The 19,290-nt window shown below is 75.1% G+C and carries 17 protein-coding genes, 2 pseudogenes and 1 riboswitch; of the genes and pseudogenes, 16 read left to right on the top strand and 3 right to left on the bottom strand.

All coding sequences use genetic code 11. The annotated features are described in order from the left end of the window. Nucleotides 1–469: 469 nt before the first annotated feature. The 3 genes from QUE40_RS09235 (at nucleotide 470) to QUE40_RS09225 (ending at nucleotide 2,638) form a co-directional block, all read left to right on the top strand. The gene (locus tag QUE40_RS09235; protein WP_289233147.1) at nucleotides 470–1,432 is read left to right on the top strand and encodes a hypothetical protein; all 963 of its coding nucleotides are present in this window, start codon (nucleotides 470–472) and stop codon (nucleotides 1,430–1,432) included. Continuing rightward, nucleotides 1,429–1,710, top strand: coding sequence for a hypothetical protein (locus tag QUE40_RS09230; protein WP_289232963.1), 282 nt, complete (start codon nucleotides 1,429–1,431; stop codon nucleotides 1,708–1,710). Before QUE40_RS09235 ends, QUE40_RS09230 begins: the two co-directional genes overlap by 4 nt. A gap of 151 nt (nucleotides 1,711–1,861) precedes the next feature. Continuing rightward, a complete protein-coding gene (locus QUE40_RS09225) occupies nucleotides 1,862–2,638 on the top strand; it encodes an HAD family hydrolase (RefSeq protein WP_289232962.1) in 777 nt (258 codons plus the stop codon). Between the two features lie 647 nt (nucleotides 2,639–3,285). Here QUE40_RS09225 and QUE40_RS09220 read toward each other — a convergent pair. Continuing rightward, complete coding sequence (locus tag QUE40_RS09220; protein ID WP_289232961.1) at nucleotides 3,286–4,707, bottom strand: helix-turn-helix domain-containing protein; 1,422 nt, start codon at nucleotides 4,705–4,707, stop codon at nucleotides 3,286–3,288. A gap of 221 nt (nucleotides 4,708–4,928) precedes the next feature. On the opposite strand from QUE40_RS09220, the gene def reads away from it, so the two are divergent. The 12 genes and pseudogenes from def (at nucleotide 4,929) to QUE40_RS09160 (ending at nucleotide 15,066) form a co-directional block, all read left to right on the top strand. Further along, complete coding sequence (gene def / locus QUE40_RS09215; RefSeq protein ID WP_142005387.1) at nucleotides 4,929–5,474, top strand: peptide deformylase; 546 nt, start codon at nucleotides 4,929–4,931, stop codon at nucleotides 5,472–5,474. Nucleotides 5,475–5,476: 2 nt separating this feature from the next. Then, nucleotides 5,477–6,403: a methionyl-tRNA formyltransferase gene (gene fmt, locus QUE40_RS09210; protein WP_289233052.1), complete on the top strand. Its 927-nt coding sequence runs from the start codon at nucleotides 5,477–5,479 to the stop codon at nucleotides 6,401–6,403. After that, entirely contained in the window at nucleotides 6,396–8,024 is a 1,629-nt protein-coding gene (locus tag QUE40_RS09205; RefSeq protein ID WP_289232960.1) for an RsmB/NOP family class I SAM-dependent RNA methyltransferase, read from the top strand. The genes fmt and QUE40_RS09205 overlap by 8 nt, the downstream gene beginning before the upstream one ends. 4 nt (nucleotides 8,025–8,028) lie before the next feature. Then, a pseudogene (gene rpe / locus QUE40_RS09200) lies at nucleotides 8,029–8,684 on the top strand (ribulose-phosphate 3-epimerase). A 352-nt stretch (nucleotides 8,685–9,036) separates the two neighbouring features. Continuing rightward, nucleotides 9,037–9,163, top strand: a riboswitch (FMN riboswitch). A gap of 135 nt (nucleotides 9,164–9,298) precedes the next feature. Further along, on the top strand, nucleotides 9,299–10,369 hold the full coding sequence (gene ribD, locus QUE40_RS09195; protein WP_289232959.1) for a bifunctional diaminohydroxyphosphoribosylaminopyrimidine deaminase/5-amino-6-(5-phosphoribosylamino)uracil reductase RibD: 1,071 nt from the start codon (nucleotides 9,299–9,301) through the stop codon (nucleotides 10,367–10,369). After that, a pseudogene (locus QUE40_RS09190) lies at nucleotides 10,369–10,976 on the top strand (riboflavin synthase). Before ribD ends, QUE40_RS09190 begins: the two are co-directional and overlap by 1 nt. Next, a complete protein-coding gene (pnuC, locus tag QUE40_RS09185; RefSeq protein WP_289232958.1) occupies nucleotides 10,973–11,671 on the top strand; it encodes a nicotinamide riboside transporter PnuC in 699 nt (232 codons plus the stop codon). The pseudogene QUE40_RS09190 and the gene pnuC overlap by 4 nt, the downstream one beginning before the upstream one ends. 80 nt (nucleotides 11,672–11,751) lie before the next feature. Next, nucleotides 11,752–12,960 (top strand): 3,4-dihydroxy-2-butanone-4-phosphate synthase, encoded by a 1,209-nt coding sequence (gene ribB / locus QUE40_RS09180; RefSeq protein ID WP_289233051.1) that lies wholly within the window; start codon nucleotides 11,752–11,754, stop codon nucleotides 12,958–12,960. Continuing rightward, entirely contained in the window at nucleotides 12,957–13,460 is a 504-nt protein-coding gene (gene ribH / locus QUE40_RS09175; protein WP_289232957.1) for a 6,7-dimethyl-8-ribityllumazine synthase, read from the top strand. Before ribB ends, ribH begins: the two co-directional genes overlap by 4 nt. A gap of 11 nt (nucleotides 13,461–13,471) precedes the next feature. Then, entirely contained in the window at nucleotides 13,472–13,735 is a 264-nt protein-coding gene (locus QUE40_RS09170) for a phosphoribosyl-ATP diphosphatase (RefSeq protein ID WP_289232956.1), read from the top strand. Between the two features lie 10 nt (nucleotides 13,736–13,745). Continuing rightward, nucleotides 13,746–14,594: an ATP phosphoribosyltransferase gene (hisG, locus tag QUE40_RS09165; RefSeq protein WP_289232955.1), complete on the top strand. Its 849-nt coding sequence runs from the start codon at nucleotides 13,746–13,748 to the stop codon at nucleotides 14,592–14,594. Between the two features lie 10 nt (nucleotides 14,595–14,604). Further along, nucleotides 14,605–15,066, top strand: a complete 462-nt coding sequence (locus QUE40_RS09160) for a PH domain-containing protein (RefSeq protein ID WP_289232954.1) — start codon at nucleotides 14,605–14,607, stop codon at nucleotides 15,064–15,066. On the opposite strand, the gene QUE40_RS09155 is transcribed toward QUE40_RS09160, so the two are convergent. Both QUE40_RS09155 and QUE40_RS09150 read right to left on the bottom strand, forming a co-directional pair. After that, nucleotides 15,063–16,208: an FUSC family protein gene (locus tag QUE40_RS09155; protein ID WP_289232953.1), complete on the bottom strand. Its 1,146-nt coding sequence runs from the start codon at nucleotides 16,206–16,208 to the stop codon at nucleotides 15,063–15,065. The two genes, QUE40_RS09160 and QUE40_RS09155, sit on opposite strands and share 4 nt — an antisense overlap. A 9-nt stretch (nucleotides 16,209–16,217) precedes the next feature. After that, nucleotides 16,218–16,838: a nucleoside/nucleotide kinase family protein gene (locus QUE40_RS09150; RefSeq protein ID WP_289232952.1), complete on the bottom strand. Its 621-nt coding sequence runs from the start codon at nucleotides 16,836–16,838 to the stop codon at nucleotides 16,218–16,220. 194 nt (nucleotides 16,839–17,032) lie between these two features. Between QUE40_RS09150 and QUE40_RS09145 the strand changes: the two genes are divergently transcribed. Continuing rightward, nucleotides 17,033–19,282: an HNH endonuclease signature motif containing protein gene (locus tag QUE40_RS09145; protein WP_289232951.1), complete on the top strand. Its 2,250-nt coding sequence runs from the start codon at nucleotides 17,033–17,035 to the stop codon at nucleotides 19,280–19,282. The last annotated feature ends 8 nt before the right edge of the window (nucleotides 19,283–19,290 follow it).

The following is a 19,290-nucleotide window of genomic DNA, read 5'->3' as shown; positions in this document are numbered from 1 at the left end:
CCGAGCCGGTGCGCTGGGCCGGTTATCCCGCGGGTCCGGCGCTGCTGCGGCGGGTCGCCGAGGGCGGCGCGCCGGCGGCGAGCTGGACCTGCGCCCCCGGGGCGCCCGACCCGGAGGACCCCGCCGACCCGCGCGACTGGCCGGCCTGCCTGGCCGAGCTGGCGCACGCCGCGCTGGCCGCCGGCCGGGGCGTGCTGCTGCTGGTGCCCGACGGGCGCGACGTGGCGCGGCTCGACGCGGCGTTGCGGGCGCAGCTGGGCGCGGGTCAGCACGTCGCGCTCACCGCCGACCAGGGCGCTCAGGCGCGCTATACCGCCTGGCTCAAGGTGCTGCGCGGCCACGTGCGCTGCGTGATCGGCACCCGGGCCGCGGCGTTCGCGCCGGTGCACGACCTGGGGCTGGTGGCCTGCTGGGACGACGGTGACGACGCGTTCGACGAGCCGCGCGCCCCTACCCGCACGCCCGCGAGGTGCTGCGGCTGCGGGCCGAGCAGTCCGGGGCCGCGCTGGTGCTGGGCGGGCACAGCCGCTCGGTGCCGGTGCAGGCCTGGCTCGAGGCGGGTTCGGTGCGGGCCGTCGAGCCGCCGCGGGGCAGTCGCCTCGGGCCACCGGTGCGGGTCGCCGGCGAAGACCTCGACGTCGAGCGGCACGGTCCGGCGGCGCGCGCCCACCTGCCGACCGCCGCCTGGCAGACCGCCAAGCGGGCGCTCGAGCACGGGCCGGTGCTGGTGCAGGTGCCGCGGCGGGGATACCTGCCGGCGCTGGCCTGCCGCACCTGCCGCCGCCCGGCGCGCTGCCCCACGTGCGGCGGCCCGCTCGTGCTGTCGGCCACCGACGAGCAGCCGCACTGCCGCTGGTGCGGTCGCAACCCCGGCCGGCGCGAGTGCCCGACCTGCGGCGACACCGCGCTGCGCTCGACCGTTGTCGGGTCCGCGCGCACCGCCGAGGAGCTGGGCCGGGCCTTCCCCGGTGTCCCGGTGCTGCGGGCCGGAGGCGACGTCGAGTCGCCCGAGGTCGGCGAACGTCCCGCGCTCGTGGTCAGCACCCCGGGCGCCGAGCCGGTGGCGGCGTCCGGCTATGCCGCGACGCTGCTGCTCGACGCCTGGGCGCTGCTGGACCGTCCGGCGCTCGACGCCTCCAGCGAGGCGTTCCGGCGCTGGACGTCGGCCGCCGCGCTGACCCGCCCCCGTGACCGCGGGGGAGCGGTGGTGCTGGCCGGCGCCCCCGCGCACGCGACGGTCCCCGCGGTCGAGGCGCTGGTGCGTAGCGCCCCGGCGTGGCTCGCCGAGCGCGAGCTGGCCGACCGCCGCGAGCTGCAGCAACCCCCGGCGGTCTGGATGGCCATGCTGTCCGGCCCCCGCCGGGTCGTGCTGGCGGCGCTGGAAACCCTGCAGCAGGGGCGCGCGAGCGTGCCGAGATCGAGCTGGAGGTGATCGGTCCGCTGGAGCTGCCGGGGGTGCGGGGTGATGGCGGTGCGGCTGGTGGCGGCGGTGCGGCTGGTGGCGGTGGTGGTGCTGGTGCTGCTGGTGCTGGTGTCGGTGGTGCTGGCGGTGGCGGTGGCGGTGCGGCCGTCCGTGCGCTGCTGCGCACCGATCCGGCGAGTGGTGCCGCCGCGGCCCGGTTGCTGCGCGAGCTGCGCGCGACCCGTAGCGCCCGCAAGGAGTCGGGGAGCCTGCAGATCCGGGTGGACCCGGACCCGAAGTGGCTGTGAGGTGCGGCCACGCCCGGCGCGACAACGGGACTTGCGGCACGGGTGGCGCGGCAGGGGGTGGCGCGGCACGAGCGGGACGGGGCGGTGTGGGTGCCGGGCGCGGGACGGGGGCGAGCCAGGCCGGGGTCGACCCGCCTGATTGGGTGGGGCCATGCCCGCTGACCGCCAGCACAGCGACCACCTGCGCAGCACGAGCACCGACGCTGCGCAGGACGACGCCTCGACGCCCGAGCCGACGACGTACGACCCCACCTCGAACGACCCGACGGGCGACGAGCTGCTGCAGGACCCGCGGCTGGCGCCGAGCGCGGTCGATGCGGTGGTGTTCGACCTCGGCAACGTGCTGATCCGCTGGGACCCGATGGCCGCCGTCGCCGCGGCTGTCGGGGAGGAGCGGGCGGCGGCGTTCCTGGCGAACCCGGAGTTCGACTTCGCCCGGTGGAACCACGAGCAGGACGCCGGCCGCCCCTGGGCGGAGGCCGAGGCGGCCGCCATCGAGCGCCACCCCGAGCTCGCCGAAGAGATCGCGGGCTACCGCGCCAACTTCGACGCGTCCCTGGTCGGCGCCATCGACGACACCGTGGCGGTGCTGCGCGACGTGCACGCCTCGGGCGTACCGGTCGTCGCCCTGACGAACTGGTCGGCCGAGCTGTTCCCGGCGGCGCTCGACCGGTTCGACTTCCTCGACCTGTTCGAGGACATCGTCGTCTCCGGCGAGGAGGGCGTGGCCAAGCCCGACGCCGAGATCTTCCAGATCCTCGGCGAGCGGATGCGCCACCTCGGCAGCCTCGACGACGCGATCTTCGTCGACGACTCCCCGGCCAACGTGCAGGCCGCCGAGGAGGCCGGCCTGGACGCCATCCTGTTCACCGGGCCCGGCCACCTGCGCGAGGACCTGCGCGCCCGCGGCCTCGACCTCCCGCAGTAACCCCGGAACGCTCCCGCGGTGGTCCGCCGGAGGGTGCGGTGGGGCGCACGGTTCGGCGGAGGTCCGCCGGAAGGTGCGGTGGGTGCGCTGGTGCGGCGGTCGTACGTTCTCGCGGAGGTCCGCCGAGGGGTGCGGTGGGTGCGCTGGTGCGGCGGTCGTACGTTGTCGCGGTGGTCCGCCGAGGGGTGCGGTGGGGCGCACGGTTCGGCGGAGGTCCGCCTGAGGGTGCGGTGGTGCGGCGGTCGTACGTTGTCGCGGTGGTCCGCCGGAAGGTGCGGTGGGGCGCACGGTTCGGCGGAGGTCCGCCTGAGGGTGCGGTGGTGCGGCGGTCGTACGTTGTCGCGGTGGTCCGCCGGAAGGTGCGGTGGGGCGCACGGTTCGGCGGAGGTCCGCCTGAGGGTGCGGTGGTGCGGCGGTCGTACGTTGTCGCGGTGGTCCGCCGGAAGGTGCGGTGGGGCGCACGGTTCGGCGGAGGTCCGCCTGGGGGTGCGGTGGGTGCGCTGGTGCGGCGGTCGTACGTTCTCGCGGTGGTCCGCCGGAGGGTGCGGTGGGGCGCACGGTTCGGCGGTGGTCCGCCGGAGGGTGCGGTGGGTGCGCTGGTGCGGCGCTCGTACGTTCTCGCGGAGGTCCGTTCGTGCGTGCGCCGCTCACTCGCGCACGGCGCCGCCGTGCCGTTGCCACCACTGGGCGCGCTCGCGCAGCGAGGGGTCCTTGTTCTGGCCGGCCCAGGTGGCGAGCAGCGGGTGCTGCGACATGCCGGCGGCATAGACCAGCGGGCTCTCCGAGGAGGTGTCGGGCTGCAGCGCGACCAGGTCGACCTCGGGCGGGACGGGGCTCGCGTGGGTGCGTGCCATGAGCAGGGTCGAGCGCAGCGACTCGGGGCCGTTCGCGATCGCGGCGAGCAGGGCGGCGTCCTGCTCGGGGTGCGCGAGGTAGGTGAGCAGCCAGGCGGCGCAGTAGGCCTCGTGCCCGGTCGGCCCGGAGAGCGCGACGGTGAGGGCGTGGTCGGCGAGCGCGGGGCGGTAGGGCGAGGCCATGAGCAGCAGCGCGACGTGGTGGCGGTACTGGTGGTGGTCGTGGCCGTGCGCCTCCTCCAGCAGGTTGACCAGCACCGGGTCCTGCGGGAGTCCGGTGGCCTCGCGGGCGCGGGTGACGTACTGCGCCACGACCTTCGACGTGGCGCGCCGGTCGGGAGCCGGGCGTGGCACCCGCGAGGGCCGCTCGACCACGCCCAGCTCGATCAGCTGACGCACCAGCCGCTCGGCCAGCCGCAGGTCCTGCACCGAACCGGCGCGCAGCATCTGGGTCAGCCGCTGCACGTGCGGGAGCGCCTCCTGCGGCAGCACCCGCAGCAGCATCGACGTCTCGAGCGCGTAGACGGCGCCGGCTCGCACCCGGCCGTTCCCGGTGCGGGCCAGCGAGATCAGCTCGCGGGTGACGGCGATGTTGGGCTGGCACTCGCCCAGCGCGCCGAGCACGTCCATCACCGAGTCGACACCGGTCTCGACGGCGTAGTCGTGGATCGTCTCGACGGCGATGGGGGAGTAGACCGGGTGGTCGATGACCATGCCGAGCGCCTGGTAGCGCGTGGTGTACGCCGGCCCGACGGCGCGGGCGACCTCGTCGACGAGCACGAGCATCAGCTGGCGCACGATGGCCACCGGCGTCATCGCGGTCGGGACCCGGTTCCAGTAGGCCGCCAGCGCGAACCAGTCGGAGCCGACGCAGGTGCCGCGCATCGCCGCGTCGTAGACCGCGTCGAGGCGGCGCTGCCCCTCGAGCTGGGAGATCTCGCCGCGCGGCTCGGCGATGGGCAGCCGCCCGCGCCGACGTACGCCCCGGGACAGGGCGGTCGCGGTGGCCTGCAGCAGCGCGGGGGTCAGGTCGAGCACCCGCTCGTAGCCGCCCATGACCTCCAGCGACATCGCCTGGTGGCCGTTCTCCCACATCGAGATCCGGGAGTTGCTGGCGTTGACGCCGCGCTCGGTGAGCCGGCGCGCGAAGTCGACCTGCCGCTGGTTGCCCGGGTCGCCGGACGCGCACCGGACGGTGCGGGCCAGCCACGCCATGCGTGCGCGCAGGTCGAGCCGACCGCCTGTCACCCCGCCCCGATCGGTCGTGATCCGCGTCGGCCGTCCCGCTGCGGGCGCCATAGATCCTCCCTCAGCCCGGCATCCCTCACCGAGCCCCTTGAAGAAAGTAGGACGGGGCGGGGCGCGACGTGACCGGATTGGCCGAACAGGGCAGCACTAGGGTGTGGTCACCGCATCGTCAGCACCGTGAGGACTCCGTGCCGATCCAGCCCATCCGCCTCCTCGGCGACCCCGTGCTGCGCACGCCCGCCGTGGAGGTCACGACGTTCGACCGCGAGCTGCGCCAGCTGGTGCGCGACCTCGAGGACACCATGCTCGACGCGCCCGGCGTCGGCCTCGCCGCACCGCAGCTGGGGGTGGGGCTGAGGGTGTTCACCTATCTCGGCCCCGACGGCGTCGGTCACCTGGTCAACCCGCGGCTGGAGCTCAGCGGCGAGCAGATCTGCGGCCCCGAGGGGTGCCTGTCGATCCCCGACGTGGTCATCGACACCCCACGCCCGTTCCGCACCGTCGCGCGCGGCTTTTCCATGTACGGCGAGCCGGTCACCATCGAGGGCACCGACCGGCTGGCGCGCTGCCTGCAGCACGAGACCGACCATCTCGACGGGATCCTGTTCATCGACCGCCTCGACCCCGAGCAGCGCCGCCTGGCGCTGAAGGAGATCCGGTTCGCCGAGTGGGCCGGCCAGCCCGGTCCGATCGTGCGGCAGAGCCCGCACCCGACCTACGGGAGGGCGATGTGAGCCTGCGGCTGGTCTTCGCCGGCACGCCCCAGGTCGCGGTCCCGGCGCTCGAGGCGCTGCTCGCCTCGCGGCACGAGGTCGCGGCCGTGGTCACCCGGCCCGACGCGCGCGCGGGGCGCGGCAGACGTACGTCCGTGTCGCCGGTGCGCGCGCTCGCCGAGGAGCGGGGGCTGCCCGTGCTGACGCCGCGCCGCCCGTCCGAGCCGGAGTTCCTCGAGGCGCTCGGACAGATCGCCCCCGACGTGTGCCCGGTCGTGGCCTACGGCGCGCTGGTGCCGCGGGCCGCGCTCGACCTGCCGCGCCTGGGCTGGGTCAACCTGCACTTCTCGCTGCTTCCGGCCTGGCGCGGCGCCGCCCCGGTGCAGCACGCGGTGCTGCACGGTGACGAGGTCACCGGGGCCACCACCTTCCTGCTGGAGGAGGGCCTCGACACCGGCCCGGTGCTCGGCACGATGACCGAGCAGGTGCGCCCGCGCGACACCAGCGGCGACCTGCTCGGGCGGCTCTCGACGGCGGGCGCAGGTCTGCTCGTGGCGACCCTCGATGCCCTCGACGACGGCACCGTGATCCCCGTGCCGCAGCCGGCCGACGGGGTGAGCGAGGCCCCCAAGCTCGTCACATCGGACGGCGAGATCGACTGGAAACAGCCAGGATTCGCGATCGACCGCCGAGTTCGTGCGTGCACGCCCGCGCCGGGCGCGTGGACCACGTTCCGCGGCGAGCGGCTGAAGCTGCAGCCGGTCGAGGTCGCCGGCACCAGCGAGCTGCCGCCGGGCCGGCTGCGCGCCGGAAAGCGCGAGGTGCTGGTCGGATCGGGCGCGGGCGACCTGCGCCTGGGCACGGTTCAGCCGCAGGGCAAGAAGGCCATGGCGGCCGCGGACTGGGCGCGCGGCGTGCGCGTCGACGAGGGTGAGGTGCTGGGTGGCTGACGAGCGCGATTCCCGTCGCGACAACTCCTACCGCGACGACAAGGGCCGGCAGCGTCCGCAGTCGCGGCGCGACCCGAGGCGGCAGCGTTCCGCGCTGCGGCCGGCCGACCGCCGGCGCGCGGCCGACCCGGCCCGGCGGGCGGCGTACGACGTGCTGCGCGCGGTCGACCGGGGCGCCTACGCCAACCTCGAGCTGCCTCGCATCCTGCGCAGCGCGGGCGTGCACGGCCGCGACGCGGCGTTCGCGACCGAGCTGGCCTACGGCACCGTGCGCATGCGCGGGCTCTACGACCCGATCATCGAGATCGCGGCCGGCCGGCCAGCCACCGAGATCGACCCGCCCGTGCTCGACACGTTGCGGCTCGGGGTGCACCAGCTGCTCGGCATGCGGGTGGCCTCGCACGCCGCCGCGTCAGAGACCGTGGCGCTGGCCCGCTCGGTCAACGGCGCGGGCGCGGCGGGCTTCGTCAACGCGGTGCTGCGCCGGGTGAGCGAGCGCCCGCGCGAGAGCTGGGTCGCCGAGGTCACCGCCGGGCGCGACCGCGACGAGGCGCTGGCCGTGGAGTTCTCCCACCCCGCGTGGGAGGTCCGGGCGCTGCGCACCGCCCTGCTCGCGCACGGCGCGAGCACCGAGGAGTCGGTCGACGGCGATCTCGTACGTCTGCTCGCCGCCCACAACGACCCCGCCGCCGTCGCGCTGGTCGCCCGGCCCGGGCTCAGCGACGTGGCCGAGCTGGTCGAGGCGGGCGCCGAGGCGTCGGCGCTGTCGCCCGTGGGGGCGCGGCTGGAGGGCGGCGACCCGGGCGCGATCCCGGCGGTGCGCCAGACCCGGGCCGCCGTGCAGGACGAGGGCTCGCAGCTGCTCGCCCTGGCGCTGGCCGCCGCGCCGGTCGACCCGGCGGACGACCCGGCGGACGACCCGGCGGGCGACGCCTCGCCCGCGGACGGCGCCGCCGGCGGCGACCTCGACACCGACGGCTCCGAGGAGCGCTGGCTCGACCTGTGCGCCGGACCGGGCGGCAAGACCGCGCTGCTGGCCGCGCTCGGCGCCCAGCAGGGGGCGGTCGTGTTCGCCAACGAGATCAGCGAGCACCGCGCCGACCTGGTCGAGCAGACGCTGCGCGCCGCGACCGACGCCGGCATCGAGGTCATGGTCGGCGTGGGCGACGGGCGCGACCTGGGCGAGGAGGAGCCGCAAGCCTTCGACCGGGTGCTGGTCGACGCGCCGTGCACCGGCCTGGGGGCGCTGCGCCGCCGGCCCGACGCGCGCTGGCGCCGCCAGCTGGGTGACGTCCCCGACCTGACCCGGCTGCAGGGCGAGCTGCTCGCCTCCGCCGTGGCCGCAACGCGGCCGGGCGGGCTGATCGCGTACACCACCTGCAGCCCGCACGCCGCCGAGACCCGCGTCGTGGTCGACGACGCCGTGCGCCGTGGCGACGTGGAGCTCGTGGATGCGCGGACGTACATCCGCGACGCCGAGGGCCGGCAGGTCGACGGCCTCGGCGACGGACCGACCGTGCAGCTGTGGACCCACCTGCAAGGCACCGACAGCATGTTCCTCGCGCTGCTGCGCAAGACCCCACCCAATGGCCCCGACGCCCCGACCTCCGAGGACTCCTGACCCGATGCAGATCTCGCCGAGCATCCTGTCGGCCGACTTCGCCGACCTGGCGGCCGAGCTCGACCGCATCAGCAACGCCGACTGGGCGCACGTGGACGTGATGGACGCCCACTTCGTGCCCAACCTCACGCTCGGGCTGCCGGTCGTGGAGAGCCTGCTGAGGGTGTCGCCGGTGCCGCTGGACTGCCACCTGATGATCGACGACCCCGACCGCTGGGCGCCCGCCTACGCCGAGGCCGGGGCGCAGTCGGTGACGTTCCACATCGAGGCGGCCCGCGACCCGGTGCGCCTGGCCCGCGAGCTGCGCGCCCAGGGCGCCCGCGCCGCCATGGCGCTGAAGCCGGCGACGCCGTTCGCGCCGTACGAGCAGCTGCTGCCCGAGCTGGACATGGTGCTCGTGATGACCGTCGAGCCCGGCTTCGGCGGGCAGGCGTTCATGGCCGACCAGCTGCCCAAGGTGCAGCAGGTGCGCGAGGCCGTGCGGCGCACCGGCGGCGAGGTCTGGGTGCAGGTCGACGGGGAGTTTCGGCCCGCACCATCGAGCAGTGCGCCGAGGCCGGGGCCGACGTGTTCGTCGCCGGGTCCGCGGTCTACGGCGCCGACGACGCCGCCGCGGCCATCGACGAGCTGCGCGCGCTGGCCGACGCCTGCGCGCACTGAGCGGGCCGCGCCGCAGGTCCTTCCCGAGCCGATCTGTTCGGGCCGGGCGGGGGCCGGGCTGTGCGAGCCGGGTGGGGTGCGCCCGTAGCGCCGTGGATGGGTCTGGCGGGTGGCCGGGCTGTGCGGGCCGGGCGGGGGCCGGGCTGTGCGAGCCGGGTGGGGGTGCGCCCGTAGCGCCGTGGATGGGTCTGGCGGGAGGCCGAGCTTGCGAGGCCGGATGGTTGGCGCGTAGGGCGTACCCCGCCCGGCGCCAAGGCGCCAACGCTGCAGCACCAACGCTGCAGCATCCACGTTCCAGCAGCCGGGCCGCCGTGTCGCGCGCCCCCGGCGTCGTGCATACTGCTGGGGCAAGAACGTGCTCCGGGGTCAGTGAAACTCTGAGCCGGCGGTGACAGTCCGCGACCCGATCGCCTCGGCGGTCGGTTGACCTGGTGGAACTCCAGGACCGACGGTGAAAGTCCGGATGGGAGGCGCACGTGGGTGGCCGTACGTCGGCGACCCGGTGAGTGGTGACGTCCGCCTTCGCGGTCGCACCGCCGGCGACCGTGTCGCCGGTTCTTCGCTCACCCACCGCCCCGGAGCTCGTGAGAGACGAGCACGAGGGAGCGGACCAGATGACCGGCGGGCCGGTTGACCTCCACGCGGCCGACGAGGCGTGGCTGCGCCGTGCCGTCGACCTCGCGCGGCAGGGCCGTCCGGACGGCGCCGATCCGAACCCCCGCGTCGGCGCGCTGCTGGTCGATGCCGGCGGGGTCGTCGTCGGCGAGGGGTTCCACGCCGGGGCCGGCACCCCGCACGCCGAGGTCGTCGCCCTGCGGGAGGCGAGCGGGCGCGCCGAGGGGGCGACGGCGTACGTCTCGCTCGAGCCCTGCGCGCACACCGGCCGCACCGGGCCGTGCGCGGACGCGCTGCTCGCGGCCGGCGTCGCCCGGGTGGTCTACGCCGGCGCGGACCCGACCGTCGAGGCCGCCGGCGGCGCCGATCGGCTCCGCGCGGCCGGCGTGCGCGTGCAGCACCACCCGCTGACAGCGGCCGAGGAGCTCAACCGCCGCTGGACCGCCGCCGTGACGCGCGGCCGGCCGTTCGTCACCTGGAAGGTCGGGGCGACCCTCGACGGGCGCGTCGCGGCCGCCGACGGCACCAGCCGCTGGATCACCGGCCCGCAGGCCCGGCGCGACGTGCACCTGCTGCGCGCCGAGGTCGGCGCGATCGTCGTCGGCACCGGCACCGCGCTGGTCGACGATCCTGCGCTCACCGTGCGCGACGAGGCCGGGGAACCGGTCGGGCGGCAGCCGCTGCGGGTCGTCGTCGGTCGCCGCGAGGTGCCGGCCGGGGCGGCTGTGCGCGCCGACGACCACTGGCTGCAGATCGACTCACCGGATCCGTTCGACACGCTGAAACCGTTGCACGACAAGCAGATTCGGCATGTGCTGCTCGAAGGTGGTCCGACCCTCGCGGCCGCGTGGCTGCAGGCCGGGGCGATCGACGAGGTCCGCGCCTACGTCGCCCCCACGCTGCTCGGCGCCGGCCCCGCGCTCGTCGGTGACCTCGGCGTCGCAACCATCGCCGAGGCCGTGCGGCTCGAGCTGGCCGACGTCGCCCGGCTGGGCGAGGACGTACGCCTCACCCTGCGTCCGGCACCCGCCCTCACGAACCCCACCACCCCCGTCCCCGAGGAGGACTGATGTTCACCGGCATCGTCGAGGAGCTCGGCACCGTCACCGCGCTGGAGCGGCGCGCCACCTCCGCCGTGCTGACGGTGGAGGGCCCGCTCGTGACCACCGACGCGCGGCACGGCGACTCGATCGCGGTCAACGGCGTCTGTCTCACCGTGACCGGCGCCGGGCAGAGCCGGTTCACCGTCGACGTGATGAACCAGACCCTCGAGCTGACCACCCTCGCCACCCTGGCGCCCGGCGCGCGGGTCAACCTCGAGCGGGCCATGCCGGTGGACGGCCGGTTCGGCGGGCACGTGGTGCAGGGGCACGTCGACGGCACCGCGACCGTCGTCGCGCGCCAGCCGGGGAGCACTGGGAGGTGGTGACGCTCACGCTGCCGCCGCACCTGGCGCGCTATGTCGTCGCCCAGGGGTCGATCACCCTGGACGGCGTCTCGCTCACCGTCGCCGACCTCGCCGACGACACGTTCGCGGTGTCGCTCATCCCGACCACGCTGGAGCTCACGACGCTCGGCCGGGCGCAGGTCGGTGACCCGGTCAACGTCGAGGTCGACGTGCTGGCCAAGTACGTCGAGCGCCTCGTGGCGCACCCCGCCCAGGAGGCCCGCGCGTGAACCTGCTCGAGACCCTCTTCGACGCTCAGCTGACCGTCTTCGGGCAGCACATCCTGTGGCGCGAGCTGATCGGCAACCTCTTCGGGTTCGCCTCCGCCGTCGGCGGGCTCCGCCGTCGCGTGTGGGCCTGGCCGGTCGGCATCGTCGGCAACGCCCTGCTGTTCACGGTGTTCTTCGGCGTCGCCTTCTCCAACCCGCAGCAGGAGACGCTGTTCGGCCAGGCCGCGCGGCAGGTCTTCTTCATCATCACCTCCGTCTACGGGTGGTGGCGCTGGCGGCAGAGCCGCCGGCTGCGCGGCGCCGACGCGCCCGCGATCAGCCCGCGCTGGGCGACCCGGGGCGAGCGGCTGGGCTACCTGCTCGTGTGGGCCGCGGGCGTGCTGGTCTTCCAGTGGGTCTTCGCCACGGTCGGCGCCGGCTGGCCCGCGCCGCGCTGGTACTACTGGGCCGACGCCTGGATCTTCGTGGGCTCGATCGTCGCGACGTTCGCGATGGCGCGCGGCTGGAACGACTTCTGGCTGGCCTGGATCGGCGTCGACCTCGTCGGGGTGCCGCTGCTGCTGCACTCGAAGTTCTATCCCTCCGCCGTTCTGTACGTCGTCTATTCCTTCCTGGTCATCTACGGCTTCGTCGTGTGGCTGCGTGCCTCGCGCTCCGAACGCCCCGACCCGATCACCGAGGAGCAGCTGGCATGACCCGTCCCGAGAGTCCGATCGACCCGCGTCCCGTCGACCCCGGCGCCCACAACCCCGCGCACGAGCGGGCCGCCGCGCGGATGTCCACCGTCGAGGACGCCGTCGCCGCGCTGCGCGCGGGGCGCCCCGTGCTGGTCCTCGACGACGAGGACCGCGAGAACGAGGGCGACCTGGTGCTGGCCGCGGCCAGCGCCACGCCGGAGTGGCTCGGGTTCGCCGTACGCCATGGGTCGGGTCTGGTCTGCGCGCCGGTCGACCCCGCCACGGCCGACCGGCTCGGCCTGCCCCTCATGGTCGGCGCCAACCAGGACCCGCTGCGGACGGCGTACACCGTGACGGTCGACGCGGCCCGGGGCGTCTCGACCGGCATCAGCGCCGTAGACCGCGCGACGACGCTGCGGGTGCTCGCCGACCCCGGCAGCACCGAGACCGATCTGATCCGCCCCGGGCACGTGCTGCCGCTGCGCGCCAAGCCCGGCGGCGTGCTCGAGCGCGTCGGCCACACCGAGGCGGCGGTCGACCTGTGCCGGCTCGCCGGGCTGCCGCAGGCCGCGGGCATCGTCGAGCTGGTGCACGACGACGGGTCGATGATGCGCACCGACGCCGTGCTGGCGCTGGGCGAGCAGCACGACCTGCCGGTCATCACCATCGCCGAGCTGGTGCGCTGGCGGCTGCGGCACGACCTGGTCGAGCCGGTCGCGCAGACCACGCTGCCGACCGCGCACGGCCGGTTCGCGGTGCACGGCTACCGCGACCGGCGCACCGGCACCGAGCTGGTCGCGCTGGTCTCGCCGCGCGGGCTCACCGACCCGGCGCTGGTGCGGGTGCACTCCGAGTGCCTCACCGGCGACGCGCTCGGGTCGCTGCGCTGCGACTGCGGGCCGCAGCTGGACGCGTCGCTGGAGCTGGTGGCGCGCGAGGGCGGCGTCGTGGTCTACGTGCGCGGCCACGAGGGCCGCGGCGTCGGGCTGCTGGACAAGCTGCGCGCCTACGAGCTGCAGGACTCCGGGCACGACACGGTCGACGCGCAGCTGCGCCTCGGCCTGCCGGTCGACGCGCGCGACTTCGCCGGCGCCGCCGCGGTCCTGCGCGACCTCGGCGTGCGGCGGCTCGCCCTGCTGACCAACAACCCCGCCAAGATCGACGCGCTGGTCGAGGCCGGCCTGGAGGTGACCGAGGTGCAACCGCTGAGCGTGGGGGCCAACCCCAGCAACGAGCCCTACCTGCGGGCCAAGCGGGACCGGCTGGGTCATCGGCTGCCCGCGACGATCACCGGGGCGGCGTCGTGAGCGGGGCGGGCTCGCCGGCGCTGCGGGTGCACGCACCCGACGTGCGCGTCGCGGTCGTCGCCGCGTCGTGGCACGAGGTCGTGATGGCCGGGCTGCTCGGCGGTGCGCGGCGTGCGCTCGCCGACGCGGGCGTACGGCGGGAGTCGGTGACCGAGATCCGCGTCCCCGGCTCCTTCGAGCTGGGCGTCGCGTGCGCCCGGGTGGCGCTGGCGTACGACGCGGTCGTGGCCCTCGGGGTCGTGATCCGGGGCGGCACGCCGCACTTCGACTACGTCTGCTCGGCCGCCACCGACGCGCTCTCCGGCATCGCCGTGACGACCGGCACGCCGGTCGGGTTCGGGCTGCTCACCTGCGACACCGAGGAGCAGGCGCTCGACCGGGCCGGGCTGCCCGGGTCGGCCGAGGACAAGGGGCACGAGGCCACCACCGCGGCCCTCGCGACGGTCGTCGCGCTGCGCGAGGCCGGACACCCGCGCGGAGGTGTCGGTCCCCGCCACTAGCCTGGTCCCTCGTGAAGACGTTCGACCAGCTGTGGGCAGAGCTGTCCGCCAAGGCGACCGAGCGCCCCGCAGGCTCCGGTACTGTCGCGGCGCTCGACGCCGGCGTGCACAGCATCGGCAAGAAGATCGTGGAGGAGGCGGCCGAGGTGTGGATGGCCGCCGAGCATGAGGGCCGCGAGCGGACCGCCGAGGAGATCAGCCAGCTGATCTACCACCTGCAGGTGCTGATGCTCGCGACCGGCCTCACGCCCGAAGACGTCTACACGAACCTGTAAAGGACCCCTCATGCTCAAGCTCGCCGTCCCCAACAAGGGGGCGCTCGCCGAGTCCGCCGCCGAGATGCTGCGCGAAGCCGGATACCGCGGCCGCCGCGACAGCAAGGAGCTGGTGGTCGCCGACCCCGACAACGGGGTGGAGCTGTACTTCCTGCGCCCGCGCGACATCGCCGTCTACGTCGGCTCCGGCACGCTCGAGGCCGGCATCACCGGGCGCGACCTGCTGCTCGACTCCGGCAGTCCCGCCACGGAGGTGCTGCCGCTGGGCTTCGGGCAGTCGACGTTCCGCTACGCCGCGCGCCCCGGCGCCGCCACCGGCCTCGACGAGCTCGCCGGGCGCCGCGTCGCCACCAGCTTCCCCGGGCTGGTTCGCGCCGACCTCGCGAAGCGCGGCATCGACGGCGAGGTGGTGCGGCTCGACGGTGCCGTCGAGACCGCGATCACGCTGGGCGTCGCCGACGTCATCGCCGACGTCGTCGAGACCGGCACCACCCTGCGCAACGCCGGGCTGGAGGTCTTCGGCGACCCGATCCTCACCAGCGAGGCGGTGCTGATCCGGCCGTCCGCCGAGGGTGAGAGCAACGGCCAGGTCGACGTGCTCGTACGTCGGTTGCAGGGCGTGCTCACCGCTCGCCACTACGTGATGATGGACTACGACATCCGTGTCGAGCTGGTCGAGCAGGCGTGCGCGCTCACGCCCGGTCTGGAGTCGCCGACCGTCTCGCCGCTGCACGACCGCGGTTATGTCGCCGTGCGGGCGATGGTGCCCCGGCGCCGCACCAACCAGGTCATGGACGACCTCTACGAGGTCGGCGCCCGCGCGATCCTCGTGACCGACATCGCGGCCTGCCGCATCTGAAGGGACGACGATGGCCAAGAACGACCCCTACGCGACCTTCCGCCCGGTCGGCGGTCGCATCGTGCCGCTCGTCGTCGCGGGGCTGTGCGTCATGATCTTCACCGTGGTGGCGATCGCGCTGCCGAGCGAGGGCAAGCCGTCGTTCTCCGTGGGCGACAAGACCTTCATCTGGATGATCGGCGTCGGGTTCGCCCTGGTGCTGTGGCGGTTCGCGCAGGTGCGCGCGATCCCGACGCCGGAGGGCATCGAGGTGCACAACCTCGTCGTGACCCGGCAGGTGCCGTGGTCGCAGATCGTCGAGGTGCAGTTCGGCGGCGGGCAGGCCTGGGCGGTGCTCGAGCTCGACGACTTCGACACGCTGCCCGTCATGGGCATCCAGCGCAGCGACGGCCCGCGCGCCACGGCCGAGGCGCAGCGGCTGGCGGCGCTGGTGCAGGCTCACTCCACCCGCGGACCGGACTCCGAGCGCTAGTCGTCCAGCTCGTCCGAGCGGTAGGGCACCTCGGCCCGCACCTTCTCGTAGCTCCACCCGGTGAGCATGAGCAGGTCGACCACGATCGAGCGCAGCTGAGCGCGAATCACCTCACCCGACAAGGACGTACGTCCGGTGCCGGCGATGCTGCGCGTCGCCGTGTCGTCGGCGAGCAGCAGCAGCGCGGGCCGCACGTTCTGCGGGACGCGCCGCTCGGACAGCTCGTCGGCCATCTGGTCCATGACCTGGGCCAGGTCGTCGACGGCGGTGAGGTAGGCGGGCGGGATCGGCTCGCCCTCGAGCACCGCGACCGAGACCCGGCGCACGAGCACCCGGATGTTGCGGATCGCGCGGTCCAGCGGCTCGGTCAGGTCGGCGATCGCCACCACCGAGGCGTTGTGCCGGCGCCGGAACGGCGACTGGCGGGTCACCGCGATGCCCTCGTCGACCGCCTCGCGCAGATCGGCGAGGTGCCCCTCGCTGGCGCGCGCCCGGGCGAGCGCGTCGTCGGCGCGCTGCTGGTCGCGGCGGCGGCCGGCGGTGGCGGTCGCGCGCAGCACCTCGGCCAGCTCGGTCAGCACCCGCGCGGCCTCCACCCGGGGGCGCCGCACGGGTGAGGTGGGGGTGATGGTGGCCGCGAGCAGCGCCACGCACCCGCCGACGACGGCGTCGAGCCAGCGGCTGAAGGCGTACTCCGAGTCGGCGACGAGCGTCGTCACGATCATCGACTGCACGCCGGCCTGGATCATCATCAGCCCGCCGGCGCCCGCGAGCACGGCGATCGACATGGAGCACAGCACGACGACGGCCAGCTGCACCGGACCCGTGCCGAAGAAGTGCACGAACACGTCGCCGACGAGCACGCCGATCGCCACGCCGACGGTGAGCTCGACGACGCGACGCAACCGCTGGCCGTACGTCAGTCCCAGCGCCACCAGCACCGTCACCGGGGCGAAGAACGGCTGGGGGTGGCCGAGCAGGTAGCGGGCCAGGCTCCAGGCGATCGCGCCACCGACGGCGCACTGCACGATGAGGAAGGCGCGGTCGCGCAGCCGCTCGACGCGCTGGGCGAAGGAGCGCTTGGTGAGTCGTGGCCGCGGGTCGAGCCGCCGACCCCACTCGCCGGCCACCTCGCTGCTCATGGGGTCAGCCTAGGGAAGCGCCGGCCCGTCGGTCTGCAGCCGAAGGTGGGCGTGCTCGCGCGTGCGGTCCGCGTCGAAGATCGCGCCTTCCTGCCGCGCCCACGCCTCCCAGTGGCCGGCGAACCCGTCGCCGTCGCGGGCGAGGCCGCGCCGCATGCGCACGTCGTGGGCCGCCTCGAGCCAGACCCGGACACCGGCGTACGCCCGCGCCAGGCCCACGCTGCTCGCGACCCCCTCGACGACGAGGAAGTCAGTGGCCGGCACCGGCACGAGCTCGGCGAACTCGCCCGCGTGCCAGTCGAATCGGCGGAAACCGGCTTGCTCGCCGCGGGCGAGCGGGACGAGCACCTGGGTGGTGAGCAGGGCCGGTGCCGCGGCCAGCCCGTCCCAGCCGGGCAGCAGGTCGTCCAGGTGCACGACGGGCGCGTCGAGCCGGTCGGCGACCAGGCGGGCGAGGGAGGACTTGCCCGAGCCGGCGGGGCCGTCGAACGTGACGACCGTGGGGCGCGGGGAGGGCGGCGCTGCGTCGCCGCGGGCGCGCCGGGCCAGCTCCACCACCTGGTCGGCGTGCGCGGGATCGGCGAGGTTCTCGCCCCAGACGTGGTGGTCCTCCTGGGTCTCCTGCGGCATGGGGCCGACCCTAGGGAGCGGGGGCAGCGAGTGCGAGCGGATACCGCGCGTGGGCACGGGGTGAGGCGACACGGGGCGCGCGGGGCTGACCGGGCTGCTGCGCCTGGATCCACAGGCAGGTCAACGAGATCCATCGTGTCCACAGGGGATCTGACCCCTTCCGCTCGTGTTCGAACAGGTGTACGATATCGCACATGACCTCGAGCACCGCACCGACTCCCGGCGACCCGGTCGCCGCGGCGCGTGCGCTGTTCGAGTCGTTGCTCTACGAGGACGGCCTCGTCGGGGCCGTCGAGGGCACGTTCGGTCCCGTGGCGCGCTCGGGTCCGCACGGTGCCGCGGAGTCGCGGACGCACGACCCGGTGGTCCTGCTGATGGGCGCGATCCAGGTGCTGACCGCCGACCTGATCGACCGGATGCAGCGCACCGACCCGTTCGCGCTGAGCGAGCAGGAGCAGTGGCTGGTGCCGGCAGATCTCGTGCCAGCGTCGGTGGGTGCCGGTGATGCTGTGGCGTCTGGCGGTGCGGGCGGCATGAACGGTCCGAGCGGAGCGGGCGGAGCGGGCGGAGCGGGCGGAGCGGGCGGAGCGGGCGATCCGAGCGGAGCGAGCGGTGCGGGCAGTGAGGGTGGTGCGGGTGGTGAGGGCCTGCCCCGGACGCCGTTGCCTGTCCCCGAGACACGCTCGCCCGCCGCGCGTGGCGAGGTCGAGCGCGAGCTGCAGTCGGAGGCTGCGTGGCGCGAGGCCGACCGTGCCGCCGAGCGGCAGGCGCAGTTCGAGCTGACCGCGGTGCTCGCGCACGCGGCGATGAACCAGGCGGCAGCGGTGCGGGCGCACGCCACGGCGGGACTGGCGAGGTTCGACCGGGTCCCCGACAGCGCGTCCTTCTCGGCGCAGGAGTGTCTGGCGGGCGAGCAGCCTCGACCCTTCGACGTGGTCGAGCACCAGCCCGGCCACCGTGCCGAGTTCGCCGGCGACCTGCTCGGGCCGGCGCTGCGCCTCGGGCCCTACGCCGCCGACTCCCTCGTCGACGACTCCGTCTGGCTGACCACGCGGGTGCCCGGCGTGCTCGCCGCCGTCGGCCGCGGCGAGGTCAACATCGAGACCGCGGCCGCGATCGCCCGCGAGGTGCAGGAGGCGCGGCCCGAGACCTGCGAGCTGGTCGAGGAGGCGGTGCTGAGGCGCCGGGTGCATCAGCGCCAGCGCACTCAGGCGCAGCGCTCGACACGGACCCTCGTCGGCCGTCACGAGTCGGAGGCCGCCCGGCGATCGGCGAAGCGCACCAAGGCTCAGCAGACCGGGGTCTGGCTCGACTCGCACACGACTCCGGGGCTGTCGGCGTTCAGCGCGGTCATGCCCACCGGCAAGGCCGTGGCGTTGATGGACGCTGTCGACCAGCGCGCCCACCAGGCGCAGCAGGCCGCCCGCACCGGCTCCGCAACCGCGCACGGCGAGCAGCCGCCGGAGAGCGCGGCCGGCGCGACCAGCGACGGCGACAGGACGAGCGAGGAGGTGGCGCGCGCAGCGATGCTGCTGGGGGAGCACCGCGCCGAGGCCCTGTACGACCTCGCCATGGGCAACGTCGACCTCACCGCCCACCTCGAGCTCATCGTCCCGCAGCCGCCGTCACCCGAGCCGCCTCAACCGCCTGGCCCGTCCCCGTCGGCCCAGCCGCCTGGCCCGTCCCCGTCCCCGTCGCCAGAGCCGCCTGGCCCGTCCCCGTCCCCGTCGCCAGAGCCGCCTGGTCCGCCCTCGTCACCCGAACCGCCGCCGGAGTTGCCGCAGCCGCCGAGGCCGTCGACACAGGCTGCGCCGTCGCAGCGGGCCGCTTCCTTGCCCGATTCCCCGAAGCCGCCGGGTAGCCGGACCCTGGTGACACCGGGGGAGGTGCGGCAGCTGTTGGCGGACGTACCGGTCCTGCTCCACGAGCGCGCCGGCCCGGTGCCGACAGCCGACGTCTTCGAGCTGCTCACCGGCCGCGCCGCGCGGACCACGGCGGAGTGGGTCCAGCTGCCGATCGACCCGCCGCACGACGTGGCGAGCATGGCCTGGGCCGCTCCGGCGCCGACCGCCGGTGGAGTCACCCGAGCCCACGTCGCGCAGGCGGCGGAACAGCCCGGCCCAGACGATCGAACCGACGGCTACCGGCCGGGTGCGCGCCTGCGCCGCCGGGTGATCCGTCGCGACCAGCGTTGCCGCTTCCCGGGGTGCGACCGCCGCGGTCGCTACACCGACCTCGACCACGTCGAGCCGTGGCCGCGCGGCCCGACCGAGGAGCGCAACCTGCAGTGCCTGTGCCGGCACCACCACCGGGCCAAGCACGAGGGTGGGTGGCGGGTCACCATGACCGTCGCTGGGCGGTGCACCTGGACCAGCCCGACGGGCCGGGTCTACGTCACCGACCCCGGCCTGCCCGAGGCGCTGCTCGACCTCGCGTGCACCTGACCGTCGGC

It is taken from the genome of Barrientosiimonas endolithica (assembly GCF_030296655.1).
GTDB lineage: Bacteria > Actinomycetota > Actinomycetes > Actinomycetales > Dermatophilaceae > Barrientosiimonas > Barrientosiimonas humi.
The sequence above is the reverse complement of the archived record's forward strand: the minus strand, read 5'-3'. Positions and strand labels throughout refer to the sequence as shown.